The following is a 17420-nucleotide window of genomic DNA, read 5'->3' as shown; positions in this document are numbered from 1 at the left end:
AATACCTCCGGGGGAGTCGACCAAAGGGAGACGGGGGCAGCGCCCCTTGAAGAAACCTGTGCCGCGTCAGCGGCGCCGCTGGATCACGGGGGCCGCACATGACGACCTTGCCGGAACAGACGACCCGCAGCCTCGGGCTTGTCATCGATCTCGACACCTGCGTCGGCTGTCATGCCTGCGTGATCTCCTGCAAGGGCTGGAACACCGAGAATTACGGTGCGCCGCTCTCGGACCAGGATCCCTACGGCGCCGATCCCTCGGGCACTTTCCTCAACCGCGTGCACAGCTACGAGGTTCAGCCCGACGACGCCCCGGCACAGCTGGTGCATTTCCCCAAGTCCTGCCTGCACTGTCAGGACGCGCCCTGCGTCACCGTCTGCCCCACCGGGGCCAGCTACAAGCGCACCGAGGACGGCATCGTGCTGGTCAACGAAACCGACTGTATCGGTTGCGGCCTCTGCGCCTGGGCCTGCCCCTATGGCGCGCGCGAACTGGACCTCGCCGAAGGTGTCATGAAGAAATGCACGCTTTGTGTCGATCGCATCTACAACGAGACCCTCCCCGAGGAGGACCGGACCCCTGCCTGCGTGCGCACCTGTCCGGCAGGCGCGCGGCATTTCGGCGATCTTTCTGACCCCGACAGCGACGTTTCCCGCCTGGTGGCGGACCGAGGTGGCATGGACCTGATGCCGGAACAGGGCACGAAGCCCGTCAACAAGTACCTGCCGCCGCGTCCGCGCGACAGCTGGCAGGGAGAGGTCGACGTCCTGGCCCCGTTCCTAGAGCCGGTGGCCGAAGAGCCGCGCGGTTTTCTTGCCTGGATCGACAAGACGCTGGAGAAACTCTGAATGCACCCGGCGCCTTCGATCATCGCCTTTACCACCTTCTCCGGCCTCGGTCTTGGCCTGCTGTTCTGGCTTGGCGTCGATCCGGATGCGCCGACCGGCTGGATTGCCTTCGCCTTTTTCCTGATCGGCTACGTTCTGGCCATCGGCGGTCTCATGGCCTCCACGCTGCACCTTGGCCGTCCCGAACGGGCGCTCAAGGCCTTTACGCAATGGCGGTCTAGCTGGCTCTCGCGCGAGGCATGGACGGCCTGTGCGGCGCTGGTCGTCATGGGGATCTACGCGGCTCTGCTGGTGTTCTTCGGTCTGCAGGTTCATGTGCTTGGCTGGTTGGGGGCGATCCTGTGCCTCGCCACCGTTTTCACCACCTCGATGATCTACACCCAGCTGAAAACCGTTCCGCGCTGGCACCATTGGTCGACGCCGGTGCTGTTCCAACTCTACGCGCTGGGCGGTGGGGCCCTGCTTTCGGGCCGCGTGACCACGGGGCTTGTCCTGATCGGGTTGGCCGCGCTGGCACAGGGGGGGTGGTGGCTGGCGGGGGACCGACGGCTGGCCGCCTCCGGCACCACGATCGAAAGCGCCACCGGTCTCGGCCAGATCGGCAGGGTCCGTGCCTTTGAACCGCCGCACACGGGCAGCAATTACCTGCTGCGCGAGATGGTCTTTGTGGTCGGGCGCAAACACGCGCACAAATTGCGGCTGATCGCGTTGGGACTGATGGTGGTCCTGCCCGCATTCCTGCTGTTGTTGCCTTTCGGGCATTGGCTGGCGGTCCTGGCGGTGCTTGCCCATGTGGCAGGCGTGCTGACCGCCCGCTGGCTATTCTTTGCCGAGGCCGAGCATGTGGTCGGTCTCTACTACGGCAAACGCTGAACCGGGGCCGGATGCGAGAGCGATCCGGGGAACGATGCGATAGGCTGGCTGTTCTCGGAGCGCCGTTGGCGGCAATCGGTGCGTCGCGTCGGCACCCGGGGGCAAGAGGCCCGGAACCTTCCCTGTCCCATTGATCAGAATCACGTTTTGAATACACTTTCTTCAGTCTCACGGTGTGGCGCAGCACTGCCCGGCCCGGGACATCATTTTACAGACGCTTTTTCAAGAAACGCATCGGGAGTGAATTCATTGCTTGAATACGTCCATTCATTGACACGCACGCAGCGTCGCAAAGGATCTGACGCCATCTGGGCGCCTCGGGTCTTGTCCATGATCCTTGGAGTCTTTGGCGCCACGTGTACGATGGCACAGGACATGAGCCTGCAGCCCTTTGATGAATCCGTTCCGCTGGAAGGGGCTTCCGACATCGTACGCGAGGTCATGGGGTTCGAACTCGTGCACGGCGCTGATGGGTTCGTGCTTGGCGGTTTCAATATTCTTGCCCCGCGTATTCCGCAGCGGTTTGACACGGGTTTGACTTTTTCCGGCTTCAGAATCCGGCCATTGGACGGGCAAGATATCAGGTGCTCTGACATGGCCTGCGTAGAGGCGGCCCTGCAGGGTGGTGTCCAATTCATTCAGCCCGGCGGCCGTCCGATCCCGCCCGAGTTGCGGGGCGGCGAAGAGTTCATGGTTGCGCTCGGCGGGAACACCTTCGAGGTGGCTAATGAACGGGCCCGCCAGGTGGTCTATGCAAAGACCGGCATCCTTTATGCGCCAAAGCTGAACTCGCGGACCATCGAGGCCGTGGACCCTTTGAGCCCGGCTCATTCGGCCGGCCTGCGCGCGGGCTATGAGATGTCTCGGGTCGGGGACTCCCGTGCTCTCGTTGGGCTTCTCGAACAAAAGGTTCTGGCGGGCGAACCGCTCCAGCTTTCCTGGCGAACCAGTCCTGACGACCGCTGGGATACCGAGGGTGGGCTTGTGCCTCGCGAAGGTCCGCTCACGGTCGTGGACGGGATCATCCGGATCGCCGGGACGGCACAGCCCGGCGACACGGTCCTGCCCGCGCCAATGGCCGCGCTGACCGACGAAAAAGGTTTGATGTCCCTGCTGCGGGACAAGCCGGAAATGGCGACGGAGCAGGAACGGCGCGTTGCGGCGCTGCGCGTGCTGGAAGGATGGAGCTACAATATAAATGCCCGCAAATGCCTGTCCGAGCCCATCGTGCGCATCGACATCCGCACAACAATCGAGATGGAGGAGCGCAATCTCTTGGGTCAGAGCAGGACCTCGTTTTCAGCTTCGAGGGTCGACCCTCTGTTCGTGGAGCGCCGTTTGGAGCGCTTCGTTCGCTCCATGAGCGCCTCTTGGTCGTCGCCGGAATCCATCGGCAAGATCGAGGCCGCCGCCGCGCGCCTCGTGCAGCTCGAAGGGTGTGATGGTCCGAACGTTCGCAGGCTGCAGAGCGCTATCGCAAGGCTGGCTGGAGTGTCAGGTCCGGATGAGCTGGCGGACGCAGCGCCGACGGGGTTTCAGCCGGATTGGCGGCAGTTCATGGCTCAGTGCTATCCGGCCTACATGCAATCGGCCCGAATCGAGGGAAGAAATGTGCCCGATCGTGGTGCCGTCGCCTTGTGCATTTGCATGGAATATGGAGCTGCCGATTACGGTGACCCGGCGATATATGCACGGCACCGGGCCTTTTCCTTCGACGGCATCCCGCAGGAGACCTTGAAGGAGGTCTGGAGCCGGACGCAGAACGGCGCCTGCAATCGCGGCGGCAACCCGGTGGATCCGGAACTGGTCAGGCGTTACGAGAGCTTTTTGAGCGACAACGGGCTGTGAAGGGCAGCCCGCCGGGGCAGGGCACTTCGGTCCTTACTTCGACCGACCGAAGAGACCGCGCACGCGATCGCCGCCCTCGTCCAGCTTGTCCCCTGCGGCGCCCAGAACCGGGTCCACCCGGTTTTCCCAGAACCGCAGCCAACGCACGCGAATCGCCCAGTAGAGCGCGGCCAGCGTCACCAGGATGATGATGTTCAGCCAGGGAATGATGGTGACGTCGGGACCTTCGACCTCGCGGATCGAGACGGCATTGGGAAAGATCGAGATGAACTCGTTGCGCCAGCCATAGTGGCGGATCACCACCCAGGTGGGGTTCTCGGCGGTCGAGCGCAGGTCCGCGGCTTCCGCCTGCAAGTTCGAGGTGTCGAACTTGAAATAGGGCGGCCAGCCCCAGCCGGTATCCTCGTTGCGGTAGACCATGATGTCGTTGTTGGCGCGCCGCGTCTGGATGAAGAACACGTCGCGCGGTCCGCCGGGCGCGCTGCCCGTGTTGGCCTGCGACCAGAACCAGGGGTTGTCGCTGGGGTTCTCGCGTTTTTCGTAGGTGTCGGTGATCCGCGCCACGTCATGCTGGGGCAGCGTGTAGTGAAGGAAACCCGCCACCAGCAGCCAGAACAGAATGATCAGGGTCCATTTCACATATTTCATGCGCGCGGCGCCTTTCAGTGGAAATTCGTCAGATACACGATCAGGGTCACGAGGCAAAGAGGCACGGCATAGACCAGAAGCACAAGGGTCCGATGGCGCCTGCGGTCGAATTCCTCCAGCGCCTTTTGCACATAGTCCTCTTGAGAGCGGGTCTCGGCCGGGTCGGCGGCCCAATCGGTTTCCAGCATCTCGCGGCGTCGGGCGCGCAGGTAGAACCACAGCGACCCGTAGACCACCGTGAGCACGACTGCCGCCATGATCAGGAACCGCGCCAGTGCGAACATACCCACCCTCCTGAAAATGAGGTGATACGGGTGGCGTGAAAAATCAACGGGGAATGCGGTGAAACGCGGTGTCACAATGGGAAAAGGCCGCGGGTGTCACCAGACCGCCGTCTTCCAGCGGCGGGGGGCGGTGCTGACGACCAGCAGCAGGACAGGTCCCCATATCAGCACCGCGCTGGCGCCCAACCGCAGGAAATACCCCAGAGAGGCGCTGGGGGCCTGTCCCAGCAGGTCCCATACCCGCGCGTCCTCGATCGTGTAGAGAAGCGCGAATCCGGCCGAGGTCAGCAGCCAGACCAGCAACCCCGAGATCACGGTTGTCGCGGCCAGGGCGCCCAGGCTTTCGGGCAGGACAGCCTCGACCGCACGTGTGACAAGCGCGGCGACAAGCATGAGGCCCAGCACGGGCAGGAGAAGCTGCAGGATCATGTGGACAAGGATGGGGGCGGAGCGCCGCGTATTCAACGGGCAGGATATTCCCGACCTTGCCTGCTCCGGCGCCCGGCGTCAGGGTGTGGCCAGGAATTGACAGGGAGAATTACCGTGACCCGGACCTTTGCCGTATTGATGCTGACCGCCTTTGCCCTGCCCGCGCAGGCCGACGATGTCTCTGACCTGATGGAATCGGCGCTGAAAGCCTACGAGGACGGCGATATTCAATACGCCCTCGACGAACTGGACATGGCGCGGGCCAAGCTGCTGGAAATGAAGACCGCCAGCCTTGGCGGCTTTCTGCCAGAGGCGCCCGATGGCTGGACGCGCGAGATCAACACCGAGATGAACAAGGGGCTGGCCATGATGGGTGGCGGCGTGGGCGCCGAGGCGACCTATACCGATCCCGATGGCGAGCGGATCAAGATCACGCTGATGGCCGACAACCCGATGGTCATGAGCATGTCGGGCATGATCGCCAATGCCGCGATGATGGGCATGAAGACAGAGCGCATCCAGCGTCAGAAATTTGCCATTCAGGATCGGCAGATGATGGCGCTGATCGCCAATCGCATCCTGGTCCAGACCGATGGCGACCCGGAAAAGACCCGCCCCCTGCTGGACATGATGGATTTCGCCGAGATGTCCCGGTTCGGGCTCTGACCGGTGCCAGAGGAAAGGATGGGTTGAATCAACCCATCCTGCCGGCGTTTCAGCCCACCACGTTGAATTCCGGGCCGTAGGGATAGCCGGTGATGTTCTCGGCGCCGTCCTCGGTGATGACAAGGATATCGTGTTCGCGATATCCGCCGGCGCCGGGCTGGCCTTCGGGGATCGTCAGCATCGGCTCCATCGAGATCACCATGCCCGGTTCCAGCACCGTGTCGATGTCCTCGCGCAGTTCCAGGCCGGCCTCGCGCCCGTAGTAGTGCGAGAGCACGCCGAAGGAGTGGCCGTAACCGAACGTCCGGTACTGCAAGAGGTCGCGTTCTGCAAAGAAGGCGTTGATCTTGTGAGTCACCTCGGCACAGGACACGCCCGGTTCGAGCAGGCCCATGCCGTATTCATGCGCGCCGACATTGGCCTCCCAGACCTTCAGGCTGGCGGCGTCGACCTCACCAACGAAAAGCGTGCGTTCCAGCGCCGTGTAATAGCCCGAGATCATCGGGAAGGTGTTGAGCGAAAGGATATCGCCGCGTTCCAGCACCCGCCCGGTGACCGGGTTGTGCGCGCCATCGGTGTTTATCCCGGACTGGAACCAGACCCAGGTATCGCGGTACTCGGCCTCGGGGAACCTCTTGGCGATTTCCAGTTCCATCGCGTCGCGACCGGCCATTGCCACGTCGATCTCTCTTGTGCCCGGCTTGATCGCGTCCCGGATGGCGTAGCCGCCGACATCGGCCACCTGGGCGCCGTGGCGGATCAGCGCGATTTCGGCAGGTGACTTGTGCATCCGCTGGCGCATCGTGGCGGGGGCGATGTCGCTGGTACGGGTCGGGGCCAGAAAGCCGTCCATCAGCGCCTTTTGCGCCAGGGTCATGTGATCGCCCTCATAACCCAGCCGTTTGCCGGTGCCGGTGACAGAGGCGATGGCACGCCAGTAGTTGTTCCGCTCCCAGTCGGTGTAGGTGATGTTGTCGCCGTGGCAGCGTCGCCAGGGCTGGGCGGCGTCGATCCCTGCGCTGATCGTCACGCTTTCGGTCGGGGTCACGACAAGGCCGTAGGGACGGCCGAAGCTGCAGTAGAGAAAGCCCGAGTAGTAGGCGATGTTGTGCATCGAGGTGAAGATGGCGGCATCAAGCCCGGCCTCCGCCAGCGCCCCACGCAGACCGGCAAGCCGGGCCTCGTATTCCTCGGGTGCGAACGGCAGGCACTTCTGGCCCTGGTGAAAACGATAATGTTGGGGACGTTCCATGAAACCCTCCTGAGACGCGGCGGAGCCTTCCTCTACCGCGCTGGCAAAGCAAGGTCCCGGCGTTCAGGACGGGTGAGGGGCTGAAAGTGGCGACGCCATCGCCTGCCCAGGTGCAGGATGCTGCGTTGCGGCGGCACTGGCAAGCCCCAATTTTCAGGAAAGCCCTCGGCCGGTTGGTTGCTTCAGAAACGCACGCCAGACGTTTGCACGTGATTCAAGCGCGGGAGGGTGCGAGGGGCCAGCCCCTCGCGCTCCCCGGAGTATTTTGGGAGAGAAGAAACGGGGGCCGCTTTGCGGCGCGTGGTCAGACCTCGCCCCAGATCTCCTCTGCGCAGCGTACCACCAGTTCCAGCTTGCGCCGTTGGTCGTCAGGCGTGATCGCGTTGCCATGTTCGGTGGAGGCAAAACCGCATTGCGGGGCAATTCCCAGCTGGTCGATGTCGGCGTATTGCGACACTTCGTCGATCTTCGATTTCACCCAGTCCACCGTTTCAAGTTCCGCCGATTTTGTCGTGATGAAACCCGGCATGACGCGCTGCTTGCCCTTGGGCAGCAGGCGCAGCGGCTCCAACCCGCCGGCGCGCTCGGTGTCGTATTCCATGAAGAAGGCGTCGACCCCGGTGGAAAAGATCGCCTCGGCGGCCAGGTCGTAGGCGCCCGCCGCGGCATGGGTCGACTGGAAGTTGCCCCGGCACATGTGCATCCCGATCACCATGTCCGTGGGCCGGTTGGCGATGGCGTTGCGCAACATCTCGGCGTATTTGCCGATAAGCCAGTCCGGGTCCAGACCGGCCCGTTCCTTCTCGGCCCGGTGTTTCGGATCGCAGAGATAGGCGAAAAAGATGTCATCCATCTGCAGGTAGCGGCAGCCCGCGGCGTGAAAGGCCATGACCGCCTTCCGGTAGGTGCGGGTGATGTCGGCAAAGAGCACCTCGAGATCTTCGTAGGGGGCGTGCCGCACGCGCGCCGGGTCCAGCCGGAAATGCAGGCAGGACGGCCCGGGGATCGAGATCTTGGGGCAGACAGCGCTGTGATCGGCGACAAAGCGGAAATGGTCCAGCATCGGGTGATCGTCGGGGAAATCCAGCGGGCCGGTGATGGCCGGGAAGACGCCGGGTGTCTTGACCCCCTGAAAGCTGAAGCCTTCGCCCGCGTCCTCTTCGATCTCGTAGTTGGTCAGCATTCCCATGAAATCATAGTGCCAGAAGGCGCGTCGCGCCTCGCCGTCCGTCACCGCCTTCAGGCCCAGGTCTTCCTGCATGGCGATCAGCTTGGGGATCTCGGCGTCCTCGACGGCCTTCAGGTCCGCGCCGGTGATTCCCTTGGCGCGCGCCTCGGTCACCGCCTGTGGGCGCAAGAGGCTGCCGACATGATCGGCGCGGAAGGGGGGTATCGGTCTGTCGCTCATGCTCTGTCCTCCCGGAATGTCCGGACAAAGAGTGCCCGGGATCTGCCATCTTTGAAACAGGGACGGCGGGGGTCAGCTCCCGGCGGGTTTCAGCCAAATCTTGTATTCCAGCACCGCACCGGCGCCGCGGGCCGTGCGCAGCTTGTCCCGCATCAGGGCATAGGCGCGCTGCGGGTCGCGGTGATCTTCCCAGTTCTCGCCGTTGGGATCGGCGCCGATGATTTCCCAGCCGACCTCGCGCACCGGTTCGCGGAACCGGGTTGCCACGGCCTCCATCATGTGAACGCCTTCGCCGAATTTGAGCGCGTAGCGCGCCAGCGCATCGGCACGGGCGGCGTCCAGCCAGGGCGTGCCCTTGCCCGATTGCGCGGCCCGGCGCCAGGCCTCGAGGTCTGCCTCCGAGGGGCCGCCGGACGGAGAGAGGAAATCGGGGGCAAAGGCCCGGGGATCACGCGGTCCGATCATTCGGGAAACAACTCGAAAAGGGTGGAATGCAACAGCTGTGGGCGGGCGCCGAGTCGCACCGCGGCGCTGTCCGTGGCAGGCAGGAGTTGGACCTCCTGCCTGCCAGTATCTTCGGGTTCGCGGAAAGCGTGGTATGCGCCGCGGGTCTCACACGCTCATGCAGATGTATTTCAGCTCAAGGAAATCCTCGATCCCGTGGTGGCTGCCCTCACGGCCAAGACCCGACTGCTTGACCCCGCCAAAGGGCGCGACCTCGGTCGAGATGATGCCCGTGTTGACGCCGACGATGCCGTATTCCAACGCCTCGGCCACCTTGTAGACCCGGCTGAGATCCTTCGCGTAGAAATAGGAGGCCAGGCCAAAGATCGTGTCGTTGGCCATCTCGATCACCTCCTCCTCGTCCTTGAACCGGAACAGCGGCGCCATCGGGCCGAACGTCTCCTCTTGCGCGACCTTCATGTCCTGGGTGACGCCGGTCAGGACCGCCGGAGTGATGAAGGTGCCGTCCTGCACCTCTCCGCCCTGCAAGAGGGTGCCGCCGTGGTTGGTGACATCCGCGATATGTTCGCGGACCTTGTCGACGGCGGCCTGGTTGATCAGTGGGCCAAGATCGGTTCCCTCTTCCAGCCCGTCTCCGACCGTCAGCTTCGCGACCGCCGCGGCCAGTTTATCGGCAAAGGCGTCATAGACACCGTCCTGGACATAGATCCGGTTGGCGCAGACACAGGTCTGGCCGTTGTTGCGGAACTTGCAGAGGATCGCGCCCTCGACCGCCGCGTCCAGGTCGGCGTCGTCGAAAACGATGAAGGGCGCGTTCCCGCCCAGTTCCATCGAGCATTTCAGCACCTGGTCCGCCGCCTGTTTCATCAGGATGCGCCCCACCTCGGTCGACCCGGTAAAGGTCAGCTTGCGCACCTTGGGGTTCTCGCAGAACTCCTTGCCCACGTCGGACGACCGCGAGGAAGTGACGATATTGAAGACCCCCGGTGGAATGCCCGCGCGCTCTGCAAGCACCGCCAGCGCGGTGGCCGAAAGCGGCGTTTCGGCCGCGGGCCGCCCGACAAAGGCACAGCCGGCGGCGAGCGCGGGCGCGGCCTTGCGGGTGATCATGGCGTTGGGGAAATTCCACGGCGTGATCGAGGCCGCGACGCCGACGGGTTGTTTCAAGACAGTGATGCGCTTGTCGCGCTGGTGGCCGGGAATGGTCTCGCCATAGATCCGCTTGGCCTCTTCGCCAAAGAATTCGATGAACGCCGCGCCATAGGCAACCTCGCCCTTGGCCTCGGCCAGCGGCTTGCCCTGTTCCGCGGTCATGATCAGGCCAAGGTCGTGCTGGTTTTCCATCAGCAGGTCGAACCACTTGCGCAGGACGGCGGCGCGTTCCTTGCCGGTCCATTTCGCCCATTCCTTCTGGGCGGCAAATGCGGCCTCGATGGCCTCACCCACCTGCGCACGGGTCAGGTCGGCGACCTCTGCGATTACATCGCCGCGCGCCGGGTTGGTGACGTCGAAAGTGGCATCTCCGTCGATCCAGCGGCCATTCACATAGGCGCGGGCCTCCAGAAGGCCGGGATCGGACAGAAGGCTCTTCAGATTGGTGGCATCGTCGCGCATTCTCAGTATCCTCCGTTCAGGTTTGGCATAGGCTGAACACCCTGTGCGCGGGAAGTATAGGGCCAAAATGGAGAAAGACATGGACCTCGACGACGCATACGCCAATGCCGCCCACATCGCAGGGGCCGAGTCCTACCCGCCGCGCTGGGCCGCCGAGGCCGAGTCCTATCGCAAGCGGCTGGCCGTCACCGGCAAGGCGCGGCTGGGGCTGATGTACGGGCATGGGCCACGCCAGGCGCTGGATCTCTTCCTGCCGGAGAGGCCCCCCGAAGGCCTGGTGGTCTTCGTTCACGGCGGTTACTGGCTGCGCTTCGACCGCTCCAGCTGGTCGCACTTCGCAGAAGGCGCGCGGGCGCGGGGCTGGGCGGTGGCCATGCCGTCCTACGATCTCTGTCCCAGGGTGCGGATTTCCGACATCACCCGCCAGGTGGCGCAGGCTGTCGCCGTCGCTGCGGCCGAGGTCCCGGGGCCGATCCGGCTGGCCGGGCATTCTGCCGGCGGGCACCTTGTGGCGCGCATGGGTGCGGTTCTGGCGCCCGACCTGCTGTCACGGGTGTCCCAAGTCATGCCGGTCTCGCCGCTCTCGGACCTGCGTCCGCTGATGCAGACCTCGATGAATGCGGATCTGCGCATCGACGCGGGCGAGGCGCGTGCCGAAAGCCCGATCTACGCCCCGCCGCCACCCATGCCGGTGACGGTCTGGGTCGGCGGCGACGAACGGCCCGCCTTCCTCGACCAGGCAAAAAAACTGTCGCAGGTCTGGGATTGCGGCCTGGTGGTGGACGAGGGCAAACATCATTTTGACGTCATTGACGGGTTGGCGGATCCCGAAAGCCGAATGGTGGCGCGCCTGCTCGACATTTAGCGTGGCCAAGGTGTCGGCACGGGGTATTTCAGCAGAGAGCAAGCCGAAAGCGCGCGCCTGTGGCTTCTTCTCTGCGAAAATACTCCCGGGGGTGAGGCCAAAGGCCGAGGGGGCGGAGCCCCCTGTCAGCATCCTCTCCGCGGCGCGACGGAAAAATTCATGAAAAAACGGGTAAGGTATCCAAGGATTGCGTCTCGCCCTGCGTCTCACTCATGTGATGCGCATGAATGTCAGCGATGAATCCCTTGCCCGTGCGGCGGCAGACGGTGACCGGCAGGCCTTTGCGCTGCTGGTCGAACGGGTCTACGACCGGGTCTACGGCTACGGCGTGAAACTGACCGGCAGCCGGACCGAGGCCGAGGACCTGGCGCAGGATCTCTGCGCCGCGCTGCCCGCAAAGCTGCAGAGCTTTCGGGGCGAGGCCAAGCTGACGACCTGGCTGTATCGCATCACGGTGAATGCCGCCCGGGACCGGTTCCGGCGCGCGGCCACCCGCGCCCGGGCCGCCGATGGCTGGGGCGACTGGGAACTGGCGCGCCAGGCCGAAATGGCCGAGACGGCAGAGCGCGTGGATTGGTTGATGCAGGCGATGACCTGCCTCACCGTCGATCTGCGCGAAACCCTTGCGCTGGTCCTGGACGGGGTAACCCACAAGGAGGCGGCGCAGATCCTCGAGGTCTCCGAGGGTACCGTCAGCTGGCGGATCTCGGAGGCAAAGAAGAAACTGAAGGCGATGCAGGAGGCCGAGGCATGAGCGACGATCTGGACGATCTGAAACGCGCATTCGACGCGGGCCTGCCCAAGGCCGACCCCGACAAGCGCGCCGAGGCGATCGCCTTGGCGATGAAAAACTTCGACCGCGTCCAAGAAAGCGAAACGCTGGCGCGTCAGACCTCTGAACCCACCCGAGAGGGGGGCTTTTTCAGAGGAGCCAGACAGATGCTTGCCAATATTTCGAACCGTGGATTTCTGACCGCCACCACCGCCATTGCCGCCGTTGCGATGGTGGCCCTGATCCCTGTCCTCCGTGACAGTCAGCCGCCCGAACCGGCATTGTTCATACCGGGCGAAGATGCGCGGACCGTGCTCGAGACCGGCCCCGTGGCCGATCCGGCCCCGGTGGTCGAAGAGATCCCGGACACCGCGGATGTCCTGACCCGCGATGCGCCGGTCGTCTCGACCAACCGAAAGTTCGACCCCTCGGTGCGCCAGTCCGGGCCGGTCACGAAAGGCCGCCCGATGGCGGAACCCTCGCCGCAACCCCCGGCGCCGGCCGCAGGCGCCGCGCGAAACCGGACCATCGCCCCGGCATCGCCCGGGGCGGGTGGCGGGATCAGCCTGGAAACCGGGGTTCTCAACTTCAAGCGCAGCGCTCCGGCGCGGCTGCCGGACCCGGTGATCGTACAGCCCGCCCCGAATACCGAAACCTTCCCCGAGGCCGATGACAACCCGATCAAGGTCACCGCGGAAACACCTGTCTCGACCTTCTCGATCGACGTCGACACGGCCTCTTGGGCCTTCATCCGCAATGCGCTGAACCGGGGGCAGTTGCCGCCAAAGGACGCGGTGCGGATCGAGGAGATGGTCAACTATTTCTCCTACGATTACCCGGCCCCCGAGGGGGATGCGCCCTTTGCGACCCATGTCGGTGTCAGCGACAGCCCCTGGGTTGAGGGTACACAAATTGTACACATCGGGTTGCAAGGGGTCCTGCCAGAGGCGCGGCCGCCGATGAACCTGGTGTTCCTGGTGGACACGTCCGGTTCGATGAACAGCGCCGACAAGCTGCCGCTGCTCAAGCAGAGTTTCCGCCTCATGCTGGGCCAGCTGGGAGAGAATGACACCATCGCCATCGTCACCTACGCGGGCAGCGCGGGCCTTGCGCTGGAACCCACCAAGGCGACGGAGCGCGAGACGATCCTTGCCGCGCTGGACCGGATGCACGCGGGCGGCAGCACCGCCGGGCAGGCGGGCCTGCAACAGGCCTATGCCACTGCCGCGCAGATGGCCAAGGACGGGGCCGAGGATGCGGTCAGCCGGGTGATCCTGGCCACGGATGGCGATTTCAACGTGGGCATCAGCGATCCCGACGCCCTCAAGGACTTCATCGCCGACAAGCGCGACGCGGGCACCTACCTGTCGGTGCTGGGCTTTGGCCGCGGCAACCTTGACGATGCGACGATGCAGGCCCTGGCGCAGACCGGCAACGGCATCGCCTCCTACATCGATACGCTGGCCGAGGCGCAGAAGGTGCTGGTGGACCAGTTGACCGGCGCGCTGGTGCCCATCGCCGATGACGTCAAGATCCAGGTCGAGTGGAACCCTGCTCTGGTCGCCGAATACCGCCTGATCGGCTACGAGACCCGCGCGCTGAAGCGCGAGGATTTCAACAATGACAAGGTGGACGCGGGTGAGATCGGTGCCGGGCATCAGGTGACGGCGCTCTACGCGATCACCCCCGTCGGCTCGCCCGCCCGAATGACCGATCCGCTGCGGTACGCGGCGGGGGACGCGGCGCCGGTGGTGGATGACACGGGCGAACTGGGCTTTCTGCGGTTGCGCCACAAGGCGCCGGGTGAGGACACCAGCAAGCTGATCGAGACGCCGATCATGGCCGATGCAGCCCCGCTGGCCGAGGCGGACTGGGCGCTGGCCATCGCCGGCTTTGGCCAGGTCCTGCGCGGGTCGGACCTGATCGGAGACTGGAGCATGGGTGATGCCATCGCGCTGGCGCAGGGCGCCCGTGGCGAGGATCCCTTTGGCTACCGGCAGGAGGCGATCACCTTGATGCGTCTGGCCGATAGCCTGAACCGCTGAGGCCGCGCAGGCCGAACAATGCCCGCCGGCCAATTCTGGTCGGCGGGTTTCAATTGATCGCCCTGCCTTGCGGTCCTCATTCGGCGGTGCGGATTCCCCAGGTCTGATAGGCTGCCAGGGCCTCGTCGCAGGGTTCCAGCGACAGGACCTTGATCTGATTGGCATCGCTGCGACCGGACCGTGTGGCCTCGGCGACGGTGAAACACATGTCCGGTGCCGACTGCGGCGTGATCGTGCCCTCTCCGGAAAACACGAAGTTCTGCTTTGCGACGTCGTCGCAGGCGGTCAGTTCCAACGCGCTGCCGGCGGTGACCGAAGGCGCCACCACACAGACGTCAAAGGTCGGCATATGCAATTTGCCGTCCGCGAACCGATCGCTTTCAAAGGTTTGATCATAGCCCAAGGCTCCGCCCGGACTGTAGCAGGTGTGCCCCTGCAAACCATCATCGGGATTCGCATCGCGCTCGCGGCCCTTGGCGATATCCAGGCAATAGCCGTTCTGTTTGTTGTCCAGCTTGTCGATAAGATAGATTTCGACAGGCTCGGCCCATGCCGATGTCGTTGCGGCAATCGCAAGGCTGAAGCCGGTCAGTAGCGCGGTTTTCATCATCGTCTTTCCTCATAAAAACGGCGGAAGCGTGAACGATTTCTGCGTTCACGCTTCATGGACGACTTAAACGTAACAGCCGGTCGGTTCCGTCGAAAAAAATTAAAAAGATTTCGCGGCACCGGAAATGCGGGTTTGGACAGGAAATCGGTTTCATGGCTTTGTCAAAGAACCGTCACGCCCTTGTTACCTGTCGACGCCTATCCCCCCGAGTACCTATCAACAGGGGGACACCATGCATTTCCGCGCCCTCTGCCTGACGAGCGTTCTGGCCCTTACCGCCAGCGCCGCCACGGCAGACATGAATTTCAATCGCATCGCCTCGTTCGGCACCTACCTGAACATGGCCGATGGCGAAGACCTTTCCCGCACAACCTCGGCAGAGATCATTGCCGCCACCGCGGACGGCATGACGCTGGTCTACACCGACAGCCCGCTGGGTGTGATCGGCCGCATCGACATCACCGATCCCGCCAACCCGGCGCCGCTGGGCAACGTGGCGCTGGACGGTGAACCGACCGCCGTGGGCATCGTGGGCAGCACCGCCTTTGTTGGCGTGAACACCTCGGCCAGCTTCACCGACCCTTCGGGCCACCTGGCCGTCATCGACGTGATGTCTGGTGACATCACGGCCACTTGCGACCTCGGCGGTCAGCCGGATTCGGTTGCCGTTTCCAAGGACGGCACCCGCATCTCCGTGGCGATCGAGAATGAGCGGGACGAGGACCTGGGCGAAGGCCGCGTCGGCCAACTGCCCGCCGGTTTCCTGGTCATCGGTGAGATCAAGGACGGTGCGCTGGCCTGCGACGACCTGATGAAGGTCGAACTGACTGGCCTTGCCGATGTCGCCCCCGAAGACCCGGAGCCCGAATTCGTCGATATCAACGACCTTGGCGAGACCATCGTCACGCTGCAGGAAAACAACTATCTGGTCGTGGTAGGCGCCGACGGTTCCATCATCAGCCATTTCTCTGCCGGTGCCGTCGATCTGGACATGATTGATACGCTGGACGAACGTGGCTCTCTGAACTTCGACAAGTCGCAGAAAGGCCGCAAGCGGGAACCCGATGCCGTCAAGTGGATCGACAGCGATCATTTCGCCATCGCCAACGAAGGCGATATGGATGGCGGCTCGCGCGGCTGGACCATCTTCTCGAAAACCGGCGAAGTCATCTATGAATCCGGCGTGTCCTTCGAACACGCGCTGATCCAGATCGGTCACTACCCGGACAAGCGGTCCGACGCCAAGGGCGTCGAGCCCGAGTCGATCGAAACCGCTGTCTTCGACGGCACGCCGATGGTCTTCGTCGGATCCGAGCGCGGCTCTGCCGTGGGCGTTTACGACGTGACCGACCCGGCCAACCCGGTTCTGAAACAGATCCTGCCTTCGGGCATCGGGCCGGAGGGCTATGTCGCCATCCCCGAGCGCAATCTTCTGATCTCGGCCAACGAGGAAGACCTGATCGAGGACGGCGGCGTGCGCGCGCATGTCATGATCTTCGAATACCAGGACGCCGACGCGATGTACCCGACGCTGACCTCCGAAGGTGCAGAGCAGCTGATCGGCTGGGGCGCGATCTCGGGCATGGTGGCAGATGCGGACGGCATCGTCTGGGCCGTGAACGACAGTTTCTACGGCTTCCAGCCCTCGATCTTCAAGATCGACACCACGCAGACCCCGGCGCGCATCGTGGACGTGATCCGCATCCACCGCGCCAACGGCGACGCCGCGCAAAAGCTGGACCTCGAAGGCATCACGCTGGACGGCAATGGCGGTTTCTGGGTCGCCTCCGAAGGCCGGACCGAACGCGGCATCCCACACGCGATCTACCATGTCACCGCCGATGGGCTGATCAAGACCAACTCGGCCGAGATCATGATCCCCGCGGAACTGACCGCCGTCGAGAAACGCTTTGGTTTCGAGGGGATCACCCGCGTCGGTGACACTCTGTGGATGGCCGTGCAGCGTGAATGGGCCGACGATCCCAAGAACCACGTCAAGCTGGTCTCGTACAACATCGAGAGCGGTGAATGGGGCGCGGTTCTCTATCCCAAGGCCGAGCCGGACACCGGTTGGGTCGGCCTGTCCGAGATCGTGGCGCATGGCGACTTCATGTATGTGGTCGAGCGTGACAACCAGATCGGCGCCAACGCCGTCACGAAAAAGGTCTACCGCATCCCGATGGGTGACATGGAACCCGCCGCGCTGGGCGGAGAACTGCCGGTCGTGTCCAAGGAAGAAGTCCGCGACCTGATCCCCGACCTTGCCAGCTACGGCGGCTATATCGTGGACAAGGTCGAGGGCCTGGCGATCTTCCCCGATGGCACGGCCTGGCTCTCCACCGACAATGACGGCGTGGATGACAGCTCGGGCGAGACCTTCTTCTGGATGTTCAAGCTCTGAGAGCAGGCTCCGTCCTGACTAGGAACGCCCTGCAGGAGACTGCGGGGCGTTTTCGCATGGATAGGGCGGGGTGCTCCTCCCTTTCATCGCGCCTTTGCGCATATTGATTGAGAGGTTCCGTGTCTTTCCGCTACGCGTCAGTAGGTCTGGCGCTTTCGGGTGGAGAAGACATTTTCCGCGAAACCCTCACGACACTCGTCGCGGGTGATGTTCTGAATGCACGCGACCTCGCGCCCGTCCGTGGCAGGATCGGTACCGAAAGGATCATGGTGGTCGAGGGAGGGGTTATCTCAAGGCACCCACGATAAGGGTCGGCGACCGCGCCGCCGACATCCTGCTGGGCGCGCATCCGGCACAATGCGCCGCGCCCCCGGTTTCTTATTGGCAAAAAA

The 17420-nt window shown here is 63.9% G+C and carries 16 protein-coding genes; 8 read left to right on the top strand and 8 right to left on the bottom strand.

The features are described 5' to 3' along the window. Positions 1-98: 98 nt before the first annotated feature. From RBB42_RS02090 to RBB42_RS02080, 3 genes are all read left to right on the top strand, one after another. Positions 99-848 (top strand): 4Fe-4S dicluster domain-containing protein, encoded by a 750-nt coding sequence (locus tag RBB42_RS02090; protein WP_305967841.1) that lies wholly within the window; start codon positions 99-101, stop codon positions 846-848. Then, positions 849-1721 carry a dimethyl sulfoxide reductase anchor subunit family protein gene (locus tag RBB42_RS02085; RefSeq protein ID WP_305967842.1) on the top strand — a complete coding sequence of 291 codons (873 nt, stop codon included), beginning with the start codon at positions 849-851 and terminating at the stop codon, positions 1719-1721. It begins immediately after the preceding gene. A gap of 375 nt (positions 1722-2096) precedes the next feature. Beyond that, positions 2097-3569, top strand: coding sequence for a hypothetical protein (locus RBB42_RS02080; protein WP_305967843.1), 1473 nt, complete (start codon positions 2097-2099; stop codon positions 3567-3569). A 33-nt stretch (positions 3570-3602) separates the two neighbouring features. Here RBB42_RS02080 and RBB42_RS02075 read toward each other — a convergent pair whose 3' ends face one another. The 3 genes from RBB42_RS02075 to RBB42_RS02065 all read right to left on the bottom strand — a co-directional run bounded on the left by RBB42_RS02075 (position 3603) and on the right by RBB42_RS02065 (position 4930). Next, a complete protein-coding gene (locus tag RBB42_RS02075) occupies positions 3603-4217 on the bottom strand; it encodes a DUF1523 family protein (RefSeq protein WP_305967844.1) in 615 nt (204 codons plus the stop codon). Positions 4218-4231: 14 nt separating this feature from the next. Further along, the gene (locus RBB42_RS02070; RefSeq protein ID WP_305967845.1) at positions 4232-4501 is read right to left on the bottom strand and encodes a hypothetical protein; all 270 of its coding nucleotides are present in this window, start codon (positions 4499-4501) and stop codon (positions 4232-4234) included. Positions 4502-4597: 96 nt separating this feature from the next. Beyond that, complete coding sequence (locus RBB42_RS02065) at positions 4598-4930, bottom strand: hypothetical protein (RefSeq protein ID WP_305967846.1); 333 nt, start codon at positions 4928-4930, stop codon at positions 4598-4600. A 114-nt stretch (positions 4931-5044) separates the two neighbouring features. Between RBB42_RS02065 and RBB42_RS02060 the strand changes: the two genes are divergently transcribed. Further along, the gene (locus tag RBB42_RS02060) at positions 5045-5596 is read left to right on the top strand and encodes a hypothetical protein (RefSeq protein WP_305967847.1); all 552 of its coding nucleotides are present in this window, start codon (positions 5045-5047) and stop codon (positions 5594-5596) included. Positions 5597-5645: 49 nt separating this feature from the next. On the opposite strand, the gene RBB42_RS02055 is transcribed toward RBB42_RS02060, so the two are convergent. The 4 genes from RBB42_RS02055 to RBB42_RS02040 form a co-directional block, all read right to left on the bottom strand. Next, entirely contained in the window at positions 5646-6848 is a 1203-nt protein-coding gene (locus tag RBB42_RS02055; protein WP_305967848.1) for an aminopeptidase P family protein, read from the bottom strand. A gap of 304 nt (positions 6849-7152) precedes the next feature. Further along, positions 7153-8256: a 5-methyltetrahydropteroyltriglutamate--homocysteine S-methyltransferase gene (locus RBB42_RS02050; protein ID WP_305967849.1), complete on the bottom strand. Its 1104-nt coding sequence runs from the start codon at positions 8254-8256 to the stop codon at positions 7153-7155. A 72-nt stretch (positions 8257-8328) separates the two neighbouring features. Next, positions 8329-8721 carry a hypothetical protein gene (locus RBB42_RS02045; protein ID WP_306043591.1) on the bottom strand — a complete coding sequence of 131 codons (393 nt, stop codon included), beginning with the start codon at positions 8719-8721 and terminating at the stop codon, positions 8329-8331. Positions 8722-8868: 147 nt separating this feature from the next. Next, positions 8869-10335, bottom strand: a complete 1467-nt coding sequence (locus RBB42_RS02040) for an NAD-dependent succinate-semialdehyde dehydrogenase (protein WP_305967851.1) — start codon at positions 10333-10335, stop codon at positions 8869-8871. A 79-nt stretch (positions 10336-10414) separates the two neighbouring features. On the opposite strand from RBB42_RS02040, the gene RBB42_RS02035 reads away from it, so the two are divergent. The 3 genes from RBB42_RS02035 to RBB42_RS02025 all read left to right on the top strand — a co-directional run bounded on the left by RBB42_RS02035 (position 10415) and on the right by RBB42_RS02025 (position 14017). Next, a complete protein-coding gene (locus tag RBB42_RS02035; protein WP_305967852.1) occupies positions 10415-11200 on the top strand; it encodes a hormone-sensitive lipase in 786 nt (261 codons plus the stop codon). A gap of 223 nt (positions 11201-11423) precedes the next feature. Then, a complete protein-coding gene (locus RBB42_RS02030) occupies positions 11424-11954 on the top strand; it encodes an RNA polymerase sigma factor (protein ID WP_305967853.1) in 531 nt (176 codons plus the stop codon). Next, a complete protein-coding gene (locus tag RBB42_RS02025; RefSeq protein WP_305967854.1) occupies positions 11951-14017 on the top strand; it encodes a vWA domain-containing protein in 2067 nt (688 codons plus the stop codon). The genes RBB42_RS02030 and RBB42_RS02025 overlap by 4 nt, the downstream gene beginning before the upstream one ends. A gap of 76 nt (positions 14018-14093) precedes the next feature. Here the strand turns inward: RBB42_RS02025 and RBB42_RS02020 are convergent, their stop codons facing one another. Continuing rightward, positions 14094-14624: a DNA-directed RNA polymerase subunit beta family protein gene (locus tag RBB42_RS02020; protein ID WP_305967855.1), complete on the bottom strand. Its 531-nt coding sequence runs from the start codon at positions 14622-14624 to the stop codon at positions 14094-14096. Between the two features lie 235 nt (positions 14625-14859). On the opposite strand from RBB42_RS02020, the gene RBB42_RS02015 reads away from it, so the two are divergent. Continuing rightward, on the top strand, positions 14860-17028 hold the full coding sequence (locus RBB42_RS02015; RefSeq protein WP_305967856.1) for an esterase-like activity of phytase family protein: 2169 nt from the start codon (positions 14860-14862) through the stop codon (positions 17026-17028). Positions 17029-17420: the final 392 nt, after the last annotated feature.

It is taken from the genome of Mameliella sp. MMSF_3455 (assembly GCF_030733205.1).
Taxonomy (GTDB): Bacteria; Pseudomonadota; Alphaproteobacteria; order Rhodobacterales; family Rhodobacteraceae; genus Antarctobacter.
Note: the sequence above shows the minus strand (reverse complement) of the source record. Positions and strands in the feature narration are given on the sequence as shown.